At 49.5% G+C, this 20,969-nt stretch carries 12 protein-coding genes; 10 read left to right on the top strand and 2 right to left on the bottom strand.

Going from position 1 to position 20,969, the window contains the following annotated elements:
• Window positions 1-79: 79 nt before the first annotated feature.
• The 3 genes from SG35_RS08785 (at window position 80) to SG35_RS08775 (ending at window position 2,611) form a co-directional block, all read left to right on the top strand.
• Window positions 80-679, top strand: coding sequence for a PEP-CTERM sorting domain-containing protein (locus SG35_RS08785; RefSeq protein ID WP_084692453.1), 600 nt, complete (start codon window positions 80-82; stop codon window positions 677-679).
• Between the two features lie 431 nt (window positions 680-1,110).
• Entirely contained in the window at window positions 1,111-1,719 is a 609-nt protein-coding gene (locus tag SG35_RS08780) for a PEP-CTERM sorting domain-containing protein (RefSeq protein WP_044830865.1), read from the top strand.
• Between the two features lie 304 nt (window positions 1,720-2,023).
• Window positions 2,024-2,611 (top strand): PEP-CTERM sorting domain-containing protein, encoded by a 588-nt coding sequence (locus SG35_RS08775; protein WP_084692452.1) that lies wholly within the window; start codon window positions 2,024-2,026, stop codon window positions 2,609-2,611.
• Window positions 2,612-2,736: 125 nt separating this feature from the next.
• On the opposite strand, the gene SG35_RS08770 is transcribed toward SG35_RS08775, so the two are convergent.
• On the bottom strand, window positions 2,737-3,495 hold the full coding sequence (locus SG35_RS08770; protein ID WP_044830863.1) for a 3-hydroxybutyrate dehydrogenase: 759 nt from the start codon (window positions 3,493-3,495) through the stop codon (window positions 2,737-2,739).
• A gap of 443 nt (window positions 3,496-3,938) precedes the next feature.
• On the opposite strand from SG35_RS08770, the gene SG35_RS08765 reads away from it, so the two are divergent.
• Window positions 3,939-6,224, top strand: coding sequence for a TonB-dependent receptor (locus tag SG35_RS08765; protein WP_044830862.1), 2,286 nt, complete (start codon window positions 3,939-3,941; stop codon window positions 6,222-6,224).
• 133 nt (window positions 6,225-6,357) lie between these two features.
• Window positions 6,358-7,056, top strand: a complete 699-nt coding sequence (locus SG35_RS08760; RefSeq protein WP_044830947.1) for a response regulator transcription factor — start codon at window positions 6,358-6,360, stop codon at window positions 7,054-7,056.
• 21 nt (window positions 7,057-7,077) lie between these two features.
• On the opposite strand, the gene SG35_RS08755 is transcribed toward SG35_RS08760, so the two are convergent.
• Window positions 7,078-10,674 carry a hybrid sensor histidine kinase/response regulator gene (locus tag SG35_RS08755; protein ID WP_044830861.1) on the bottom strand — a complete coding sequence of 1,199 codons (3,597 nt, stop codon included), beginning with the start codon at window positions 10,672-10,674 and terminating at the stop codon, window positions 7,078-7,080.
• Window positions 10,675-10,859: 185 nt separating this feature from the next.
• Here SG35_RS08755 and SG35_RS08750 point away from each other — a divergent pair, with 185 nt between their 5' ends.
• The 5 genes from SG35_RS08750 to SG35_RS08730 all read left to right on the top strand — a co-directional run bounded on the left by SG35_RS08750 (window position 10,860) and on the right by SG35_RS08730 (window position 20,964).
• Window positions 10,860-12,032: an MFS transporter gene (locus SG35_RS08750; protein WP_044830860.1), complete on the top strand. Its 1,173-nt coding sequence runs from the start codon at window positions 10,860-10,862 to the stop codon at window positions 12,030-12,032.
• 24 nt (window positions 12,033-12,056) lie between these two features.
• Window positions 12,057-12,986, top strand: a complete 930-nt coding sequence (locus tag SG35_RS08745; protein ID WP_044830859.1) for an alpha/beta hydrolase — start codon at window positions 12,057-12,059, stop codon at window positions 12,984-12,986.
• Window positions 12,987-13,869: 883 nt separating this feature from the next.
• Complete coding sequence (locus SG35_RS08740; RefSeq protein WP_053042778.1) at window positions 13,870-17,607, top strand: PKD domain-containing protein; 3,738 nt, start codon at window positions 13,870-13,872, stop codon at window positions 17,605-17,607.
• A 35-nt stretch (window positions 17,608-17,642) separates the two neighbouring features.
• Complete coding sequence (locus SG35_RS08735) at window positions 17,643-19,592, top strand: Hint domain-containing protein (RefSeq protein WP_044830857.1); 1,950 nt, start codon at window positions 17,643-17,645, stop codon at window positions 19,590-19,592.
• Window positions 19,593-19,701: 109 nt separating this feature from the next.
• Window positions 19,702-20,964, top strand: a complete 1,263-nt coding sequence (locus SG35_RS08730) for a hypothetical protein (RefSeq protein ID WP_044830856.1) — start codon at window positions 19,702-19,704, stop codon at window positions 20,962-20,964.
• Window positions 20,965-20,969: the final 5 nt, after the last annotated feature.

Below are 20,969 nucleotides of genomic sequence, written 5' to 3'. Positions count from 1 at the left end.
TTTTGGCTTAATATCTGCAATTTCCTCCCTATACGCCAACCGGCACTCATTTACTAAAGTTATACCTGAGGAAGTTATTATGAAGAAGTTAATATCTCTTGTTTTAACCATCACTGTTTTGCTTTGGGGAGCTAACGCTTCTGCATCTTTAATGGGCGATGAAGTCTTTTTAACTTGTATGCAATCGAGCGGTTCCGATCATGAACTCTGTGAAGGTAACGGTGCCCTGCCGGCGACAGTAGGAGCCGATGTTGAATATCCCGACTATTTTAATTTTGAAAATTCCCTCAGTATCGACATCAACGCTAATTCTATCTGGGTAACCTTTGATAACGGTCCTTTCTGTGGTTGGTTCACCTGCAACGGCCAGGGTTTTTTAGAATTCTGGTTAACAGATCTTCACTGGGTTGATATGCCCGGCGGTATTATTACCGGTATAGACGTCATCACCAATATGACAGGCATACAAACCGGATATGACGATCACAGCGTACACTTTGCCTTACCGGAAACCGACGTAGACAGCAGTATGTTTATCCATATTAATCTTTTAACCGACCATGATGTCGACACCAAACATAATGCCGACGTACCAGAGCCAGGCACCCTGATTTTATTTGCTTTAACCCTGTCAGGATTAGCTTATAGCAGACGAAAAAAATCTGCCGTAAGCCAATAATCAAGTCCAGACCCCCTCCTGAAAATTAAGCTCGTCCTGGCGAGCTTTTTTATGTCTACACACCTGACCCCAATTAACTGACTCCCGTGCTAAGATAAGCTCTCATAAAGAAATTGCACCTTAAACGGGCAAAAACTTTTTCTTATGTGCAAACAAGTAACCAATAACCTGCTGCACTGTAAAAAAACTCGCTTTAATAAAGCAGCTAAAAGCATTTTTATTTCAGACCAGCTATTATGCCGACTTTTCTCAATAACCCTATATAACAAGACTTGTAGGCGAGGGAGTTTGTTTTTTTATTCGCCCGGAAAATATTCAACAGCCATAATTTTTCCTGTTTTTCCGGCAATCATTTTTTTGGCTTAATTTCTGCAGGTTGTTCTTGCTTTGCCCCGTATATCATTACAACAGCAAGTTAAGAGGAAGTTATTATGAAGCAGTTAATATCTCTTGTTTTAACCCTGGGTCTATATTTTTTTGGCGCTCATGCCTCAGCCTCTTTAATAGGGGATGAAATATTTTTATCCTGTATGCAAGCTAGCGGCAGTGACCATCCGTTATGTGAAGGCAATAGCGACATTCCGGCCATAGTGGGTGAAGATATTGAGTATCCCGATTACTTTAATTTCAAAAATTCTCTCAGTATTGATGTAAACGCCGATTCAATCTGGTTGGCTTTTGATGGTGGTCCGTATTGTGGCTGGTTTACTTGCGATGATGAAGACTTTTTAGAGTTTTGGTTATACGATCTCGACTGGCTGGATATAATGGATAACAAACTGGTGAGTTTAGATATCACCACCAATATGATTGGAGTAAAAACAGGCTTCACCGATCACAGTATCCATATTGCCTTGCCGGAAACAAGAGTCACCAGCGATATGTTTCTCCATATAGGTTTAATCACCAGTAATGATACCGGGCAGTTAAGAGAAAATGATGATATCGGTGTTTCTGAGCCGGGCAGCTTGGTTTTATTGACTTTAGCGCTGGCTGGTTTAATTTATTACCGACGCAGAAAAGTCCATGCCTTACTCTGATAAGCCCAAAAGGACTGCCAAAAATACCACAGCCCGCAATTGCGGGCTTTTCCCTTAAAAACTAAACTCCCACAAAAGCAGGCCCCCGCACTGTCCGTTTTTTACACAACCAACTGTCGATTTTCTAAACGTTTAAAACTGTCCGTTTTTTATACAATCAACTGTCTATTTTATAAACACTTAAAGTTTGTCGTCTATAAAATACAGATTTAGCTAATAAATATTATCTTGGCTTAATACCTGCTGCTACCTGTTTGCTCGTACAGAGCTGTCTTATTTACTGAAGATTTATATCGAGGAAATAATGATGAAAAAACTATTAGCTTACCTGTTCACCGCAACGGTTTTATGCTGGGGAGCAACCGCCTCAGCGTCGTTAATGGGTGATGAAGTTCTCTTATCCTGTATGCAAAGCAGTGGCTCTCCGGATCCTGCATGTGAAGGCAATGGCGAGATGCCTGCCATTGTCGGCGCAGATGTAGAATATCCCGATTACTTTAATTTCCAGAATTCCATCAGCATAGACATCAGTGCCGAGTCTATTTGGGTGACCTTCGATAATGGTCCCTATTGCGGCTGGTTCACTTGTGACGGCCAGGGTTACCTGGACTTTTGGTTAACCGACCTCGACTGGCGTCATGCCGATGGCAGTTTAATGGACGGGGAAATTGTTGGTATTAATGTCATCACCAATATGAGCGGGGTATTAACGGATTGGGGGGCGCACAGCGTACACTTCTCCTTACCGGAAACCCAGGTCACCAATGATATGCATCTACACATTGATCTCATCACCCGCCACGGCGATGTGCCTGAGCCGGAAACTCTGGCAATTTTTGCTTTAGCCCTGACCGGCTTAGGTATTTTCCGACGCAGGAAAGTTCCATCCTAAGTATTGTTATCCTCAAAGACGCTAATAACTCCAAGTAAATAATAAAACGAATAACACATGTAAAATAGCCCGCTTCGCGGGCTTTTTACTTTCTTACCGACTAAAAAACGTTAACACAGCTAAAGCTATTGGGCAGTCCAGCCCAAATCCAGTGCCAGGCTTGCTCCGGTAAATGAGCGGGCAATATCGCTGGCAAGATAGGCTACAAATGCCCCTACCTCTTCCGGTTCGATTAACTTCTTGATGGCGGCATTTTTCAGCATCACCTGAGAAATCACATCATCCGGTGACATATTATTGTTCAGTGCCTGCGCCAATATTTGTTTATCCACTAAAGGGGTTTTAACATAAGCGGGGCAAATGGCATTAACGGTAATACCATGCTCTCCTCCCTCCAGCGCCGCGGTTTTCGTTAATCCCAATAAACCGTGTTTGGCACTGATATAGGCTGATTTATAAGGCGAAGCTATCATGCCGTGTACCGAAGCAATATTGATCACCCGGCCCCAGCCATTTTTCTTCATATAAGGCCAGGCATATTTAGTCAGCAGGAAGGGAGAAGTGAGCATCACAGTCAACATTTTTTCCCAGGTATCTTCGGGAAAATTAGCCAGCTGACAGACATGCTGAAAACCGGCATTATTGACCAACACATCAACACTGCCATGCGATTCAGCTGTAGATTCAATTAACCTAAAATTATCTTTAGCTAAAGATAAGTCTGCCTGAACAAAATCACAATCGAGCTCTTCCGCGGCAGCTAATCCCTGCTCTTTGGATAAATCAGCAATCACTACGGTATGGTTGGCTTCAGATAAGGCTTTGGCGGCGGCAAAACCAATACCACTGGCGCCACCGGTGACAACCGCTACTTTATTGTTCATATCCACACTCCTGTGTTAGTTAATGATGCCACCAGGTGACACTCGCTGCTATTAATCCCGTTTTCTCAGCTCTTTTCCTTAACGGATCAAAAATCAGTTAAGCGGACATTGACATAATTTCAAGTAAAATCTGATATTTAATGCTATTTCCCGCAGAAAAATCAATATTGAAACAAGCAGAGCCGTTTTTAGCTAATTAACAATATTGACTCGGAAAAAATAGTAAAGCAAAGGGCTGAGACGCCAAATACTACTATAGTACACATTGTTTTTACGCTTTTTTGCGTTAGAGTCGATAGTTAACAAAGACATATCTGCAGCCATTAAACATCTGGGAAAAGTTGTCATAAGAGTTTTACAAGAAATATGCTGGAATATGTTGATAACCAAGTGCTTTTTCTCGAAAGAAAAAATCGGCACTAACACTAAGGAAAGGGATCGCAATGAAGCAGCTAAAATCAACCCGGTGTTATCTTGCCCTGGCAATCGCCGGCGCATTAAACGGCAATCTCGCAAGTGCCGCCTCAACCGATGCAGCCGATAACGACACCGCAGGCTCGCTGGAGCACATCGAAGTTACCGCACGCAGAACCGTGGAAAACCTGCAGCAAGTTCCCGTTTCCATCACCTCTGTCGGGGCCGAGCAGTTGGCACAAAACGGGATCAGTATCCTGACCGAGGTCCAGCAGTTCACCCCAAATACCACTTTACAGCGCAGCCGGGGCACCAATTCCACCTTAACCGCCTTTATCCGCGGGGTTGGCCAGGAAGACCCCCTCTGGGGTTATGAGCCCGGGGTCGGTATCTATATCGATGATGTTTATATTGCCCGCCCCCAGGGAGCGGTGCTGGATATTTTAGATGTCGAAAGGGTAGAAATCCTGCGCGGTCCCCAGGGCTCTTTATATGGTAAAAACACCATAGGGGGCGCCATTAAATACGTAACCCGGGCCATGACCGGCGAGAGTGAATTTAGCATCAACACTACGGTGGGTAATTACTCCCGCCGGGATGTACAAATTTCCGGACAAGTGCCCTTAATTGATGACGAGCTTTACCTGGGATTTGCCGGTGCCCGCCTCACCCGCGACGGTTTTGGCGAGTTTATTACCTCAGAGCTCGACAACCAGGACAGGGAAAATTACAACAAAGATGTTTTTGCCGGCAGGTTAACGCTGGAGTACAGCCCAAGCGATGCGCTTTTTATCCGCCTCAACTATGATAAAACCGACGACGACTCCAATGCCAAAGGGGGTTACCGCCTGATACCCAGCCTGTTAACCGACGCGCCCGTGCCCGACAGTGTCTACGACTCTTATACCAGCTTACCTACCTGGAACGAGGTGGAAACCGAAGGGGTGAGCCTGAGCGTCACTTATGACATTAATGAAGCCTGGTCGTTTAAGTCCACCACCGCCCGCAGGGAAAGCGATTCCCGCACCAATATAGACTTTGACAATACCAGTTTGCGTATCTTTGATGTGCCGGCCATTTATGACGACGAACAGTTTAGCCAGGAATTCCAGCTTAACTATGATACCGACAAACTCAGCCTGGTATCCGGTCTTTATTATTATGATGGCGAGTCCTGCGGCAAGTTTGACGCCATATTGGAAGTATTTGGCAATGCTATCGGCGAGCAAGGACTTACCCGGGAGGTAAGCGGCTGTAATAACAGCGAAAGTTACGCCATTTACGCCCAGGGCAGTTATGATTTAACCGATAAGTTATCCATGACCTTAGGGGCAAGGTATACCCGTGAAGAAAAAGATGCCCAGGTCAAAAATGGCGTTATTACCCAAACCATCTACCCGGACTCCGGCTGGGTGCCGGGATATATTCGCGACGAGGCAACCATCAATGCTTTTATACCTACCGTACTGGATGACTCCGAAACCTGGTCCAGATTTACCCCCAGACTTGGCCTTGAATACCAATACCACAGGGATATGATGCTTTTTGCCAGTTACGCCCAGGGCTTTAAATCGGGCACCTTTAATCCCAGGGCTGAAATGGCCGAGCCGGCCGCAGATCCGGAACTGGTAGACTCCTTCGAAGTCGGTATAAAAAGCGAGTGGTTTAACAGCCTTAGGGTCAACGCTACCCTATTTTACCTGGACCACAAAGACAGGCAATTTGTCACTGTATTGCCGGGAGAAAGTGCTGCCGACTTAAACCAGCGCCTCGGGAATATCGGCACATCCGATGCCAGCGGCGCGGAAATAGAAATCCAGTATGCCGCCACCGACAGCCTGAACCTGTTCGCCACTATCGGCACCATAGATTCTTCCTTTGACAAGGTGAAATCCTATGACGAACAGGGCAATAAAATTGATATCAGCGACAGCTTCACCGTCAGCAATACTCCCAATACCACCATGAATCTGGGCTTTAGCTATGACTTTGACAGCCAGTTCGGCAGCTTTGTCTTCAACGGCAATTATTATTACCGCAGCAGTTATGACTTAACCGTCACCGACAACCTGCTGACCCAGGAAGGTTACGGTTTAGCCAACCTGGGACTGACCTGGTACAGCAATAACGATCACTGGCAGGCCAGTTTGCAGTGGAAAAATATTACCGACAAAGAGTACCTGGTGGGCAACTATGCCTTTGTCACCCCGAATGATGACGGCAGCTACTCCCCGGGACTCGGGGGAGACACGACTTTGATCGGTTATTACGGCGACCCGGAAACCGTCGCCTTGTCACTGAGCTATAACTTTTAACCCCGGATTTCCCAACCGCTTGCCCGCAAAGTTGACCAAGTTGCGGGCAAGTCCCCCGGAATAATAATAGTCATATCAATCAAATTACGATAACGTATCACTAAGCCTTTTATTACGGATGATAATGTTTGCCATGAGCCTAAGCCAAGTCATAATTGCCGATGATCACCCTTTGTTCAGGGCGGCGCTGAAACAGGCCCTTTGCCAGTGTATCGCAGGCGAGTACCTGGAAAACGGCTCCCCGCAAGATGAAACCATCCTGGAAACCGATAATTTCGACGATTTGATCGCGCTGATAGAAGCACAGTCTGCCATAGAGCTGGTTTTCCTTGATTTGCATATGCCGGGCAGTACAGGGTTTAGCGGACTCACCCGGCTGCTCAACCATTACCCTGACGTGGCGGTGGTGATGATCTCATCCGAAGATAACCCGGATATTATGCGCAAAGCCATCGACCTTGGCGCCTGCGCTTTTATCCCAAAATCCGCCGACTTCACCACGATTGCCCGGGCCGTCAATACCGTCACCGAAGGCAATACCTGGCTGCCCGAAAGTTTATTGGCGGAGCAAAGCCGGCAGCTGCATCACCGGGAAGCGCAAAGTCCGGATAAAAAACTGGCGGAAAAACTGGCGCAGTTAACCCCGCAGCAATATACGGTATTAGAGCTGATTGCCGACGGCCAGCTCAATAAACAAATTGCCTATCGGCTGAATATTCGTGAAACTACGGTTAAAAAACATGTCTCGGCAATTTTAGCCAAGTTTGAGATTAATAACCGCACCCAGGCGGGCATTGCCTTTCAGCAGCTTAATGCCGCCCACCACCATTAACTAACAGGACGTCCGGGCACTTTAATCCATTGCCCGGCTCTTGGTGTCGTCCGATGGGCCCTTTAATTCCCTGATCAACCTTTTCAGTGCCATGGCTTTGATCGGCTTGCGGATAAAGCGGTATCCCGCCTCAATCACATGCGCCCGCACCGCTTCCCCGGGATCGGCGGAATTGATGATACAGGAGATGGACCATTGCCGGGTCGCCAGCAATTCCCGGGTGACATCCACCCCGTTATGCCCTTCGCTTAAATGATAATCGGCGATCACCAATATAGGTGCAAGCGTGCTGCCCGGAGCATTTGCTAATGCCGCTTCCAGCTGACTTTTATCTTCAACGGCAATCACCTGGTAATCCCAGCTTTCCAGCAGCGACTGCATCGCCTGCAAGACTCCGGGATCATTGTCTATGATCAGGATCTGCTCCGCCTTTTGTCCACCGCGTAAAGGCACGATATTATCCTCCCGGCTTTGCCTGCTCTGGCTCTGGGTCGCTGACAGTTCCCGGGTTAAGTGAGCAACTTTTTCTTCTGTCCGTTCGGCCACAGCCAGCTCAGGCGCATTTCCTTGGGGCAGGCGCAAGGTAAAGCCGGTGCCGCGACCAACAAGTGAATGCAAACCTATCGGCAAAGCCAATAACCGGGCGATACGGTCACAAATGGCCAGGCCCAGTCCCAATCCCGGGGTATCCTGGCTGTCATTGATGCGTTCAAACTCTTTAAAAATCACCTCTTGCTTGTCACTTGCTATGCCCGGGCCGTTATCCCATACCTGCAGGGAAATAAATTGCCCCTGGCGGCGAACCCCGAGCACCACCCGTCCCTGGCGGCAATAATTCACGGCATTGGTCAGGAAGTTCTGAACAATACGCCTGAGCAGTTTTTTATCGCTGTAAACATAACAAGTAGACGGCTGGTAATGAAAGCGCACTCCCCTGTCCTGTGACAACAGGATGAATTCTTTTGCCAGCGGCGCCAGCACTTCGTCCAGGGGAAACACCGAATACCGGGTTTTATACGCCCCGCCATCGAGTTTCGAGATCTCCACCAAGTCCGACAACAGCATTTCTGCCGAGGCCAGGGAGTCGCTGATGTTCTCGGCAATGGCGGCAAAATCCGAGCCCCGGGCTTTTTGCCTGAGCATAGAGGTATATAAACTCAGGGCATTAAAAGGCTGCATCAAGTCATGGCTGGCGGCGGCCAGAAAGCGGGTTTTACTCTGGTTGGCCCTTTCCGCTTCAAGCTTGGCCAGCGCCAGTTGCTCGGTTCTTTTTTCCACCCGTTTTTCCAATAATTCATTGCTTTCTTTTAACGCCTTTTTGGCATTGATATGCTCGGTAATATCAGAAAAGGTGGTGACAAACCCCTTGCCCGGCATCGCCTGTCCCTGGATTTCCAAGACGATGCCCTTGGACCAGATCCGCTGGTGATAATGACGGCAGCCCCGACGCATATAATCCAGACGCCGCACTATCATGCCTTCGATATCCCGGGTTGGGATCACCCCGCGCTCGGCATTAAAACGCAACAGCTCAGCCACAGGTTTACCGACACAAAGCAGTCCCGGCGGATAGTCCATCAACTCCAGATAACGCTGGTTCCAGGCCACCAGGCGCATATCGGCATCAATCACACTGATCCCCTGATTGATACTTTCAATGCCCGCCTGCAACAGCTCGCGGTTAAAGCGCAAGGCTTCATTGGCTTCATCGACGATATTGGCCACCGCTTCCAGCGGCATCTCCTGACTTTGCACCGCAGCTTTCATCACCAGGCGGGTAGAGGCCGAGCCTAACACTCCCGCCAGCTGTACCCTGACCCGGGCCACTAAAAAATCGGACGCTGGTTTGGCCATGGCGTGCTTTTTATCGATTGACGAGAGAAAGTCATCGCTGGCCCCCTGGCCGACAAAGCGCCGCAACAGATTCGCCAGATCCGCTATGGTCAGCTTCATTGGCGGCATCGCAGGCGATTTATCCAAAAAGATATCCGCCTGCAGTTTTTCACCGACACTGCGCCGTCCATAGCGGGACATCAAAATAAAAATAACGCCGTTGGCAAGTAAACTGACCAATAAACCGTGACTGATGGCGTCAAGTTCCAGAAAAAACAATGACTGGGGGGCCAACCACTTTATTCCCCAGGGGCCGTGTTCAAGCCAGTGAGCCATAAACGGACTGTCGCCGAACAGGCCCGGTAGCAATAAGGTATAGCCCCACAGCAGGCCGCCGGCGGCAAGTGCCGTCAAGGCCGCGCTTTTAGAGGCTTTTCGCCAGTACAGGGCGCCGAGAATCAAGGGAGCCAACTGGGCCATCAGCACAAAAGATAATAAACCTAAGCTCGCCAGGGTATCCTGCTGACTGATCAGGCGTTCAAAAAACAGCCCCAGGCACAAAATGCCCACAATCGCCAAACGGCGAATAAAAAGCAGAGAGCCGCCGGAATACGGCTTTATCCGCCCCATCAAGTGATCTAACCGGGAAAATCCTAAGTTAACTCCTGCTAACTTAAGTTCGCCTAACCTGAGTAATAGGGGATTCACAATTTCATTCGCAACCATAGTACTGAGCACTATGGTCGCCACTATCACCATACTGGCCGCTGCCGCCAAACCGCCGAGATAGGCCACCACCCCCAGCCAGCCCTGCCCGGCAATCAACGGCAGGGTGAGCACATAACTGTCGGCACTGACCTCCCCCTGGCTAAAGGTTAACTGCCCGGCAATGGCAATGGGCAGTACAAACAGGTTGATCAATAGCAGGTACAGGGGGAAATAATAGCGGGCAGATTTAAGTTCATCGCTGTGATGGTTTTCAATCATCATCATATGAAACTGCCGCGGCAGCACTAATATAGTGATCGCCCCCAATATCGCCTGGGAGAGGGCCGGATAAAAACCATATTCACCGCCACCGGCGCCTCTGTCAGGCAAATTTTCCAGGAAAGCCAAAGCAGATAAACCGGAAAAGCCGTCAAACATCACATAGGTCACAAAAAATCCGACACAAAGAAACGCCAGCAACTTAACCACGGAGCTGAAGGCTATGGCCAGCACCAGTCCCTGGTTTTGCTTGCTCGCCGCCAGTTGCCGGGTGCCAAAGAGGATGCTGAAAACCGTGAGCACTAAGGTTACCGCTAATATGGTCTGGCTGCCGCTTTGATGGGTGCCGGTGAGCAAATTAAAACTCGCACTTACCGCCCGCAGCTGCTGGGCAATATAGGGAATGGTGCCCACTAACGCTACCAGGGTTACCAGGCGGGCGATCCGGGCCGAACGGCCATAGCGACAGGCAATAAAATCGGCGATGGAGGTAATATTCTGTTGCTTGCTTATTTTCAGGATTTTCAACAGCAGCGGCCAGGCCAGCACCAGGGTAAAAATAGTGCCGATATAGACAGGAGCAATCGCATAACCCGTTGTTGCCGCCTGCCCGACGGTGCCGTAAAACGCCCAGCTGGTACAACTCACCCCGAGGGACAAGCTATAAATAAAGGGGCGGCTGCGCCACTGTGAAACCGGTTGTTTTTCCCCGAGATAGGCGACCACAAACAATAAGGCCAGATAACCCAGGGAGAGCAAGGAAATCAGCCAGGTATCCATAGCTAGCCAGGCCTGCATAGCTGACTCCTTAAACCGGACCAACCAGAGTGGACCATAATATCTCCTCCATGAGTTTGCCCTTGAAATCAGCAGTTTAGCAAGTACTTACCCTTTCCCCTATAGCACTAAGGTAGTAGATTTTTTTTCACCCGACTAAGGTAAGCTGAAATCACAATCGCTGCATCTGTTTGAAGGTAACATATATGCATATCAGCAACAAATATTTAATAGAAAGCATTGTTTTTGTTAGCTATATCCTGTTCGCCATGGCCTGGGTCGGCGGTACTGCCAGCATGAGCAATATCATGTCGGCAATGTCGGTGGACTCCCTGGCCGATGCCAGCTTTATCAGCGGCGCGGTTACCTTGGCAAAAATCCTCGGCACTTTTATTGCTGCCTTGCTGGCGCTAAAACTCGGCCTGAAAAACGCCCTGTTGCTGTCCATGGTGCTGATTGCCGTCGGCGTACTGACACCGTTATCGCCAAATTATTATTTGTTACTGCTAAGCCGTTTTATTATGGGGCTGGGGGGGGCGCTGATGATAGTGTATTTCAACCCCGTGGTGATGCGCTGCTTTAGCGCCAGGGAACGTCCTGTGGTAAACGGCTTAAATGCCGTGGCCTTTAATATAGGTACCGCCATCATTTTATATTTGATGGCAGATATCAATGCCTTCACCGGCGGCTGGCGCAGCAGTTTAATGCTGTTTTCCCTGGCCAGCCTGCTGCTGGGCGTAATATGGATGCTGGTAAAATTCGAGCAGGAGCAAAGCGCCTCCGACAATCACAGCCAGACAAGTCCGCAAGCCGATTACAGCTACCGTCACGCCTTAAAGGACAAATTCAACTGGGTCTACTCCCTTACTTATGCCGGATTACTCTCCTTTTACATTTGCCTGTTCACTTTTTATCCCCGGGCCGGGATCAGCCAGAGCGCGCTGGTGATCACCTTCGGTATTTTAGGTACCCTGGCAGGCATCATCTACAGTTTGAAATTTCCCCGCCGCCTGCCGGTGATCCGCTGGTCGGGACTGGTGATGGTCATCACCATTATCGGCTTAACCTTTAGCCCTTCCATCACAGTTAAAACCATTTGCGCCATGGTGCTCGGCTTTGTGATTTTTTTCCCCATTACCGCCCTGGTATCCCTGCCCCAGGAGTTGCCGCAAATGACCAGTGAAAAAATTACCATAGTCTTTAGTTTATTCTGGTCAATCAGCTACCTGATGACTACCTTGGTATTATGGTTATTCGGCAAACTGGTGGATGTCAACCAGGGGGATTTTTCCCAGGCCTTTATTTTAATCACCCTGGTAAGCTCAAGCTTTTTTATCGGCAGCTTTTTCCTGCCCGAGCCCGCCAAAGTAAAACAATAGCTAGTCACACAAGGACAGATCAAGATGGATAAACAGGTATCACAAAAACTCCAGCCTTTTTTAACTGAAGTTAACCGCCTGATCGCCCAGGCCAAAGCCGATAATATTATCCCCACCCCGGAGCTGGTGCGCACCAACTTAAATAACCTGGCGCAATTTAATACCCGCATTCCCGACATCGGTTATAGCCGGGACAAAATAATCCGGTCAGAGCAGGGAGAAACCCCTGTCAGGGTTTACAGCCCGGCGCCGGATGAAAGCTTGCCTGTGGTGATCTACTTTCACGGCGGCGGTCATATGTGCGGCAGTGTCGAGCTCTACGATGCCATGTGCCGCAAACTCGCATTAGCCGGCCATAGCATTGTCATTTCCGTAGAATATCCGTTGGCGCCAGAGCATCCCTTTCCCGAAGGCATTTATGCCTGTTGGTCGGTATTAAGCCATTTTCAGGAGATATTAACCGAGGTCGCTTATACTACTGAGCTGATCATTGCCGGGGACAGCGCCGGCGGCAGCATCTGCACGGTACTGGCAATGCAAAACCAGGTGGAAAAAAGGGTCAGGATCGATAAACAAATCCTGATCTACCCCTGCGTGGATTACACTATGGCCATGCCTTCCATCAGCAGCAACGGCCGGGGTTACCTGCTGGAAAGGGAAAAAATCGCCTGGTATTTTGATCATTATTTTCAACAGGGGGAAAACCGAAAACATTATTCCCCCTTACACGGTTTGATCACCGCCGATTTACCTGAAACCCTGATCTTTACCGCTGAATTCGATCCTTTGCGGGACGAAGGCCTGGCCTATGCCGAAGCACTGGCTCAGGCGGGGGCTGACGTCTGCCATCACCATTTTGAAGACATGATACATGCCTTTATCAATATCGAAGACCTGGTGCCGGAGGAATGTCAGTTATTGTACGAAAAAGCCGGTGCGTTTATCCGCAAATAAGATAAGCGCATCATACAGGACTCAGCTCTGGTAGCCGCAAACCGGCACAGCCGAGCCCCGTCATCACATTGCTGGTTTGCCGCTGCCTTTATCTCTGGCTGATACCTGCTGCCTCAGGATGTCAGCCTTAAAATCTAAAACCGGGTTATGCCTCAGTGCAGAGCCTCTTTCGCGATCCCCTGCAGATATCACAATACAGGCACTATCCCCCAATGGCAGGGGCGCTTTACTATCAAGAGAAAGCAAGACGTTGTCTTGAGCGCTATAGCCAAACTCCTCCAGGTAAAAGTCCTTTTTCCTATCGAAATATCAGCGATTTCTCCGCCAAGAAAAATGTTTCAGTGGAAACATTTTGTTACATGAATAATCTGGACAAGCAAATGGCTTAATATTAGCCATACAGGCTAATTTTTAACGATAACATCCAGCCGCATCTGTCACACTTTTTCAGCCAATCAAGCAAAAAGCCCTGATTATATTGCCCTTGACCCCATCCCGTCCCATATCTGGGCTAACTGGCATAAGTAAAACCTGACTAAAAGGTCAAATTCTAGCCATGTTGATTTTTGCGTATTGTATTTTTTTTGATCAAACCGTATAGTCCGACTCGTCATAGTATTGTAAACGCTTTGTAACTAAGCACATTTATTGTATCTGACGTTAATCGACAGGAAGTCGTGCAGGAAGAGCCGGAACATTTTTGGATTTGATGTGAAGGCAAAGGGACTCGTTATACCCGCCTTAATCTTCTGTGCATGTTAATTATTTTTTGAGGATATTTACCCGGCGGGTATGTACACCATCAAAGTGCCGTAAAGGCCCTGTTGATGGCAAGCAAGTCACACCGGGTCGAATCATGCTCAAGTCAAACATTGGAGGTATTATGAACAGTTACAGTAAAGTTATGCTCGCTGTATCTCTCGGTTTAACCAGTAGCTTATCAATGGCCGCTGAGTCCGTATCCTATTTTAATAACCCCGCCGCTCTGGCCGGGATTAACAAATCATCCGACAAAAACCTGTTGCAAAAAGCAACATCAAAGCAACAGGCCAAGGCATTAACCACACGCCTTAATAATATCCTGGACACCAGCGGCCAGAGCAAACTGACCTTAATCGCTGAAGCAATTGATGAAAAACAACAATTTTTAACCTACCAGCAAAGCTATCTGGGGTTTGAAGTCTGGAACCAGCAAGTGGTGATGCTGCTTGATGAACAGGGTAAAGTCAGCCAAAGCTACGGCAGCCTGCTTAAGGGCATCGAAAAAGATCTGCCTAAGCTGCCCGCCGTTTCACAAGAAAACAACCAAATACAGCTGGAGCACTTTATCGCCAAACACTATAGCGATGAAGCCCGGGTGTTCAGGAACCAGTCCGCCGAGGTCGTGATTTACCTGGATAAAAACAATACCGCTAAACTGGCCTATAAATTCAGCTTCTTCACCGATGTGGTCAATAACGACAGCCGCCCGGAAAAAGTACTGGCGTTTGTCGATGTTGCCAAGGGTGAATTGCTGGATAAATTTGATGTCCTGCACCGGGCAACCATAGAGGGCGGCAGCGGCCCTTCCGGCAATTTAAAAAATGTCAAAGAGGATTATCGCGAGTCCGGTTACGCCAGCTACCCGCCAAGTACTTTTGTGGTTCGCAAGGAAAATAACGGCAACTCAGATACCTGCTACTTTGTCACCAGCAATGCCGACAGCCAGGATCTTTACAATGTCGAAACCCGGGATTACCAGGGTGCGGTGAACGCCGTCAATAACCCCTTCAGTTATGACTGCACCGACTCCAACCGCAATGACCATAAAACCATCAACACCGCAAAATCGCCGCTAAATGATGCCCACCACCACGGCCAGATCACCAGCTTGATGTACCAGGCCTACCTGGAGCAAAAGCCTTTTATCAATCAGCCGGTGATCCAGAATGTCCACTACGGCCAGAATATGGATCAGGCCTTTTATGAAGACGGTGAAATCTATTACGGCGACGGCGACTACCTGTTTTACCCTATGGTGGCACTGGATGTGGTTGCCCATGAAATTGCCCACGGCTTCACCGCCGAATACGGTACAGGCTCTGAGAAGCAAATGATCACAGGACAGGCCCGCGCCATTAACGAAGCCTTTTCCGATATGTCGGGCGCCGCGGCAGAATTTTATCTGTACGGGCAGAACGACTGGCAGAGCAATTTCGAGTCCTACCAGCCGGACGGCCAGGCATTACGTTATATGGACGAGCCGACACAAGACGGCAAATCCATCGCCCATGTCTATGATTATGAAACCTCCACCGAAGCCCATTACGGCGCAGGGGTTTTCAACAAGGCTTTCCACCGCCTGGCAACCATGCAGTTTGATGCCGAGCAGGGAGAAGCCAGTCCCTGGAATACCAAGTTTGCCTTTATCGCCTTTGCCAACGCCAATAAAAAATGCTGGTTGGCCAACTCCAGCTATGAGCATGCCGCCGACTGTGTGATGCAGCAGGCATCCACCCTGGCCAATTTGATGAGCAATGAAGACATCACCAAGGCGGATAAAACCTACTGGAGCACGACGGAGCTGAAAAACCATATCCGCAAAGCTTTTGCCCTGGTCGGTATCACCTTAAAGGTCAACAGCGGCCTGGAAAGTGATTTTGGCCACAGCATGAAGTTTCTCGATTATGACTTCACCAATGCCTCACGCTTTAACGGCAATAATGTCAGCAACAGCTCGGGTTATTCCTGGTTGTGGAATTTTGGCCATGACAACCAGACCTCAGCACAGAAAACCCCGAGCCACAGCTTTCCCGCGGCCGGCACCTATGATGTCAGCCTAACCGCCACCCGGATATCCTCGGGGGAAAAAGACACCTTTACCCTGCCGATCACGGTAGCCGACGATTATTGCAGTGCTTCCGGCGGCAGTTTCGACCGCTATTATGTCGGCTCAGTCACCATCAACGGCGTGACCCAGGCAAGCGGCGCCAGCGGCTACAGCGACTATACCGCCAACCCGGTCAGCATCCAGGACGGCAACAGCTTTAATGTCACCATCAATGCCGGTAATGTCGAGTCCACCAATAATGTCTCCAAAGACTTTAAAATGTGGGTGGATAAAAACAACGACGGCCTGTTCCACAAAACCGACGAACTGGTGATCAATGCCACCGACACCAACAGTGTCAGCCGCAGTATTTCGGTCTCGGGCAATGTCGGCGATGTCTTCAGGGCCCGGGTCGCGGTATCCTTTGATATCTTAAAAACCGCCTGCGGCCAGTTCTCACTGGGAGAAGCGGAAGACTATGACCTGGTTATTTCCGACAACCCCAACCCGCCGAGCATTACCGTACAGCCGCAGCAGAACATCGCCAACCAGGTGACATTCAGCAACAGCACCAATGATGCCCGCATCCACAGCTGGGACTGGGATTTCGGCGACGGCTCGTTAACCGGCCACGACAAGTCTCCGGTACACAAGTACGAGAGATCCGGCAGTTATGATGTCAGCCTCAAGGCGTATGACAGCAATAACCAGCAAATCGCCAGCTGGGCGCAAACCATCAACTATAGCACCACCACCACGCCGCTGTTTACGCCGATCATCAACGGCAGACAAGTCACGGTCACAACCGACCAGAGCTTAATGCCCGAAGGCTCCACGGTATTGTGGGAATTTGGCGACGCCACTACCACGGCATTAAAAGACTGGACCCATACCTACGCGGCAGACGGCACCTATAAGGTACGCCTGACCATCACCAATGATGACAACCCAGGCGGCAAATCTGTCGAGCAGGATGTGGTGATCGGCAGCAACGAATACCGTCCAAGCTTTGATTACAGCGTCACGGAAAATGCCGACGGCAGTTATGACGTCAGCTTCAACAATACCAGCACACGCCCCGACGATGCCTACTGGAGCAAAGGAGATTTGGCCTGGGTGTTCGGCGACGGCGCAACGCAAAGACATAACTGGGTGACCTATGGCAAAGACACCAGCCATACCTATGCCAGTGCCGGTACCTATACCGCCACGTTAAAAATCACCTACCGGGAAAACAGCAACTACGACCTGAAAACCGTTGAAACCTCTGTACAGGTGAAATTACAGCCCAGCGCCCCGGTGGAATATTGCCAGGCAACCGGTGTTACCGACTATGAATACATCAACAAGGTAACCTTTGCCGGCACCAGCTTTACCACCGGCAGCAGCCAGAGTGCTGAAGTACATAACCCGGATCAGGCCATCAGCTTGACGGTGGGCCAGGATATCGCCTTTACCATAGAAGCCGGTTACCCGACAGCAGACAAATATGCCGAAAACTACCATGTCTGGATAGACCTTAACGGCGACGGCCAATTCGGCGACGGTGACTGGGTCAATGACAAGAGTGAGTTGCTGATTGAGGAATTTGATCAAACCTCGGGACTTAACGGCAACGGCTCGGTCAGCGGCACTTTCCGTCTGCCCTCAGAAAAAATCCGAACCGGTACTACCCATACCCGTATGCGGATATTGCAATATTACGCTTCGAGCAGAACAGGGTCGATAAACCCCTGCTCGGATTACACCAGCTCAGTTACCAGTGGTAGCGGGGAAATTGAAGACTACCTAGTCGAAATAATAAAAAACTAACTCGCAATTAATCGCAATCAAGGAAGGAAAAAGAGATGAAAAAAACGTATTTGAAAGTGTTAATGCCTATGGCGCTGGCTTTGGCGGTCAGTCACAACCTGCAAGCAAGCACGGGGGCGACCTTGTCGCCGATCACCATCGCCGACCCGGCACAGAAAATCCAGGTTGAGCGTAATGAAGACGGCGTGCGCCGCCTGGACATGACCAACCCGAGCCACTATAAGCTGGTCAAGCAAAGACTGGCAAAGGCGGGTAAAGACTCGGCGCTGTTTCCGCAGCTGCACAAAACCCTGGATGTCCAGAAAGCGCAGCAGTTAAAGCAAAAAGCCCTTAGCGGCAAAACCTACGAGATCAATACCGCCATTGATGAAACTCAGCTGGACCTGATCAAAAATGCCCATTTATTCCTGGAATATAATGTCGGTATTTCTGAAGACAATAACGAACCTTACCTGCTGATCCGGGCAAAAAGCTCCGTTTACGGCGGCACCAAGCAAACCTATATTGACTTATTGCTTGAAGACGGCAACGGCAACACCCTGGCGCCTATGGGCTCTACCTTTAACGTCTTAGACGGTAAAAATACCCTGGCCACTTCCCAGGTGCGTTTGAGCACGCTGAAACAGCAGTTCCCGAACCTGGAAACCATCTATGCCAGCTCTTATGTGGAAACGGAAGCCGATGACGGCACGGTCACTTCGGCGCTTAAGTATACCGAATATCCTTTCTCCTGGGATCATATCGACAGCCTTTATCCCCAGGCAGCTGCGGCTAAGGACGGCGGTAAAACCCTGTCTTCGGTAACTGTGTTAAGTGACGGCAAGCCAACCTATACGCCAAAAGCGCCGGTGGATGTCAACACCGACGGCGTGATCAAGGTCTGTCTGAACCGTAACCATGCCGATTGTGACTATGCCGCGGATCAATACTTAGATCCCAACGAGATCACCGATGTTAACATCCCGTTTGACGGCGAAATCCGTATTCCGCATGAAATTGCCGAAATTTATCCGACGGATCTGGCACCGGAAAACCGCCCCAACGGCGTAGATGAACTCACCAACATCTACCTGCAGGAAGGTAACTACGGCGGCGCCACCAAGCAAAGCTACCAGGGCCTGGATAATAACATCAAAAACTTCTCGGACTATATTTCTGCCCCGGAAGTGGTCACCAACCCGGACGGCTCTAAAGAAACGATTTTACGCTGGAATATTCCACGTGACGAAGGTCGTTTCGGTAATGCCAAGTTATTCTCCAACATCGCCGAAGCCAACTGGTACATCACCTTTGCCGCCAGCGGCTGGCCTTATTTCAACCATGGCCGCGGCGGTGCCGCCCAGCCGTTCCAGGTGTCTATCACCTCGGAAGCGGCGACCCGTTTCGGCAACTACTACAGCCCGGTACTGCCTAAAATCAAGTTAGGTTACAGCTGTTTAGCCAAAGGCACTATGATCACTATGGCCGACGGCAAACAACGCCCTATCGAGAAGATTTTAGCCGGCGACATGGTTAAAGGTGCGGTAGCGAACAACCCGGCTACGGCCCAACCGATGAAAGTGGTTGATGTTTCTATCGGTATCGAAGCGCTGCAAATGATCCGCATCACCCAGGCCAACGGCCAGGAGTTGCTGGTCACGGAAACTCACCCGGTATCGACTTCCAACAAAGGTATCGTCTGGGCGAAAGAGCTTGAAGAAGGCGACCGCGTGTTGACCGAAAGCGGCTCGGCGCTGATCACTCTGGTAGAAAGAGAGAAGTATAACGATAAGGTGTACAACCTTAAGCTTGAACCTATGGAAGGCGCCAATATTGCCGAAGGCAGCTACCTGGGCATGTTCGCCGGTCATACCTTACTGGGCGACCTGAGTACCCAGGACGAGCACAACTACAAAGATCAGTATATCCGTGAAAGCTCTGAAGAGATCCTCGAGCGTCTTGATGAGAAATGGAAAACTGACTACATCAACAGCCTGCTTGACTAATAAACAAGATAGTCTGACCTAACAGTCAACCAGGATAATTCCAGCCCCGTTCAAGCCCTGTGCTTTTTCGGGCTGGCTTTATGCTGCCATCATAAAAAAGGATCCTATTATGATATTAAAAATGAAGCCCCTGGCTAAAGCATTTTGTGCAATAGGCTTATCGGTACTTTCAAGCCAGGCATTAGCCGCACAAGAGACGACCAAGGAAAGCCAGGCCATCTCACCCTTTTCTGAAATTCCCGGACCGGAAAACGACACCATCACCTTAGGCACCGCCTATCACAGTGAAAAAAACGGCTTCTATGCCCTGCAAAGTGTCACCGGCACCGTTGATGAAACCTATGGCAATACCGAGCTCGACTTTGTCGTCGGCGTTGACATGAGCTACAACCAGCTGGCCAATATGCTTGACGGCAACCTGGGCGCACAGCTGGACGTGCCTGCGGTCAAAGTTGGCGTCGGCGCCAGCTATGCCAAGCAAAATGCCGCCGATAACTACACGGGTACCTATACCCTGTTTTTATCGGTCAAGCCCAAGAAAAAAATGCTGATCCCCGATGACGATACCGGCTACCAGCCAACCCAGGCCGCGGTCGACATTACCACCGCCAATCCCGGCGATAAATTTGAAGGGGTGGGCAATGAGTTTGTTTCCGCCATCGAATACGGCTCGCAGGTGATGATCAACCTCAAGTTCGAATATAAAAACGACGAGGACAAGGTCAAGTGGGGCGGCCAGCTTGATGTTGACTGGGTCGGCAAGGTCAGTGTCAGCGGTCAGCTGGAAAAAGTCGACAATGACGTGAAACGCAATATCAAGGTCACGGTATCTGCCACGCAAATGGGCGGCGATCCCAACCGCCTGCTGACGGTTATTCCGGATCAGCTGGTCAGCTGTACCATGGAAAACCCAACCCCGTGTTTTGATATTTTCGAAAACGCCATCAACTATATCAAAACCGATTATGTCAACCAGTTCGACACTTTGGATAAATACAATGTCTCCAAGATTTTCACCCAGGGCTACCGCAAATCCGGCCCGGGCCTGAATACTTTGGTACCGGACGATTTGTACCCGTCGAAAACCATTCTCACCAAGCTGGCGACAAAAAACATGGGTGAAGACTGGGTGACTGCCATCATGGACCACCGCCGTGCGGACAACCTGCTCAATTATTATGCCACTGAACTTTCCAGTGCCCATAAAACCACGCTGGAAGAAATCCGTCAAAACGCCCTGTTCAACTCTTTCATCCTGGCAGATTCGGTGTCTTACTGTAACCGCAATCCTATCGGCGATTACTGCCGCGACCGCGAGCTGGAAACCCAGGGAAGAGTCACAGTTTATGATCGTAAATGGCTTGAATTATAAGGATA

This window comes from Thalassomonas actiniarum, assembly GCF_000948975.2.
Classification (GTDB): Bacteria; Pseudomonadota; Gammaproteobacteria; order Enterobacterales; family Alteromonadaceae; genus Thalassomonas; species Thalassomonas actiniarum.
This window is presented reverse-complemented; position numbering and strand designations above follow the sequence as displayed.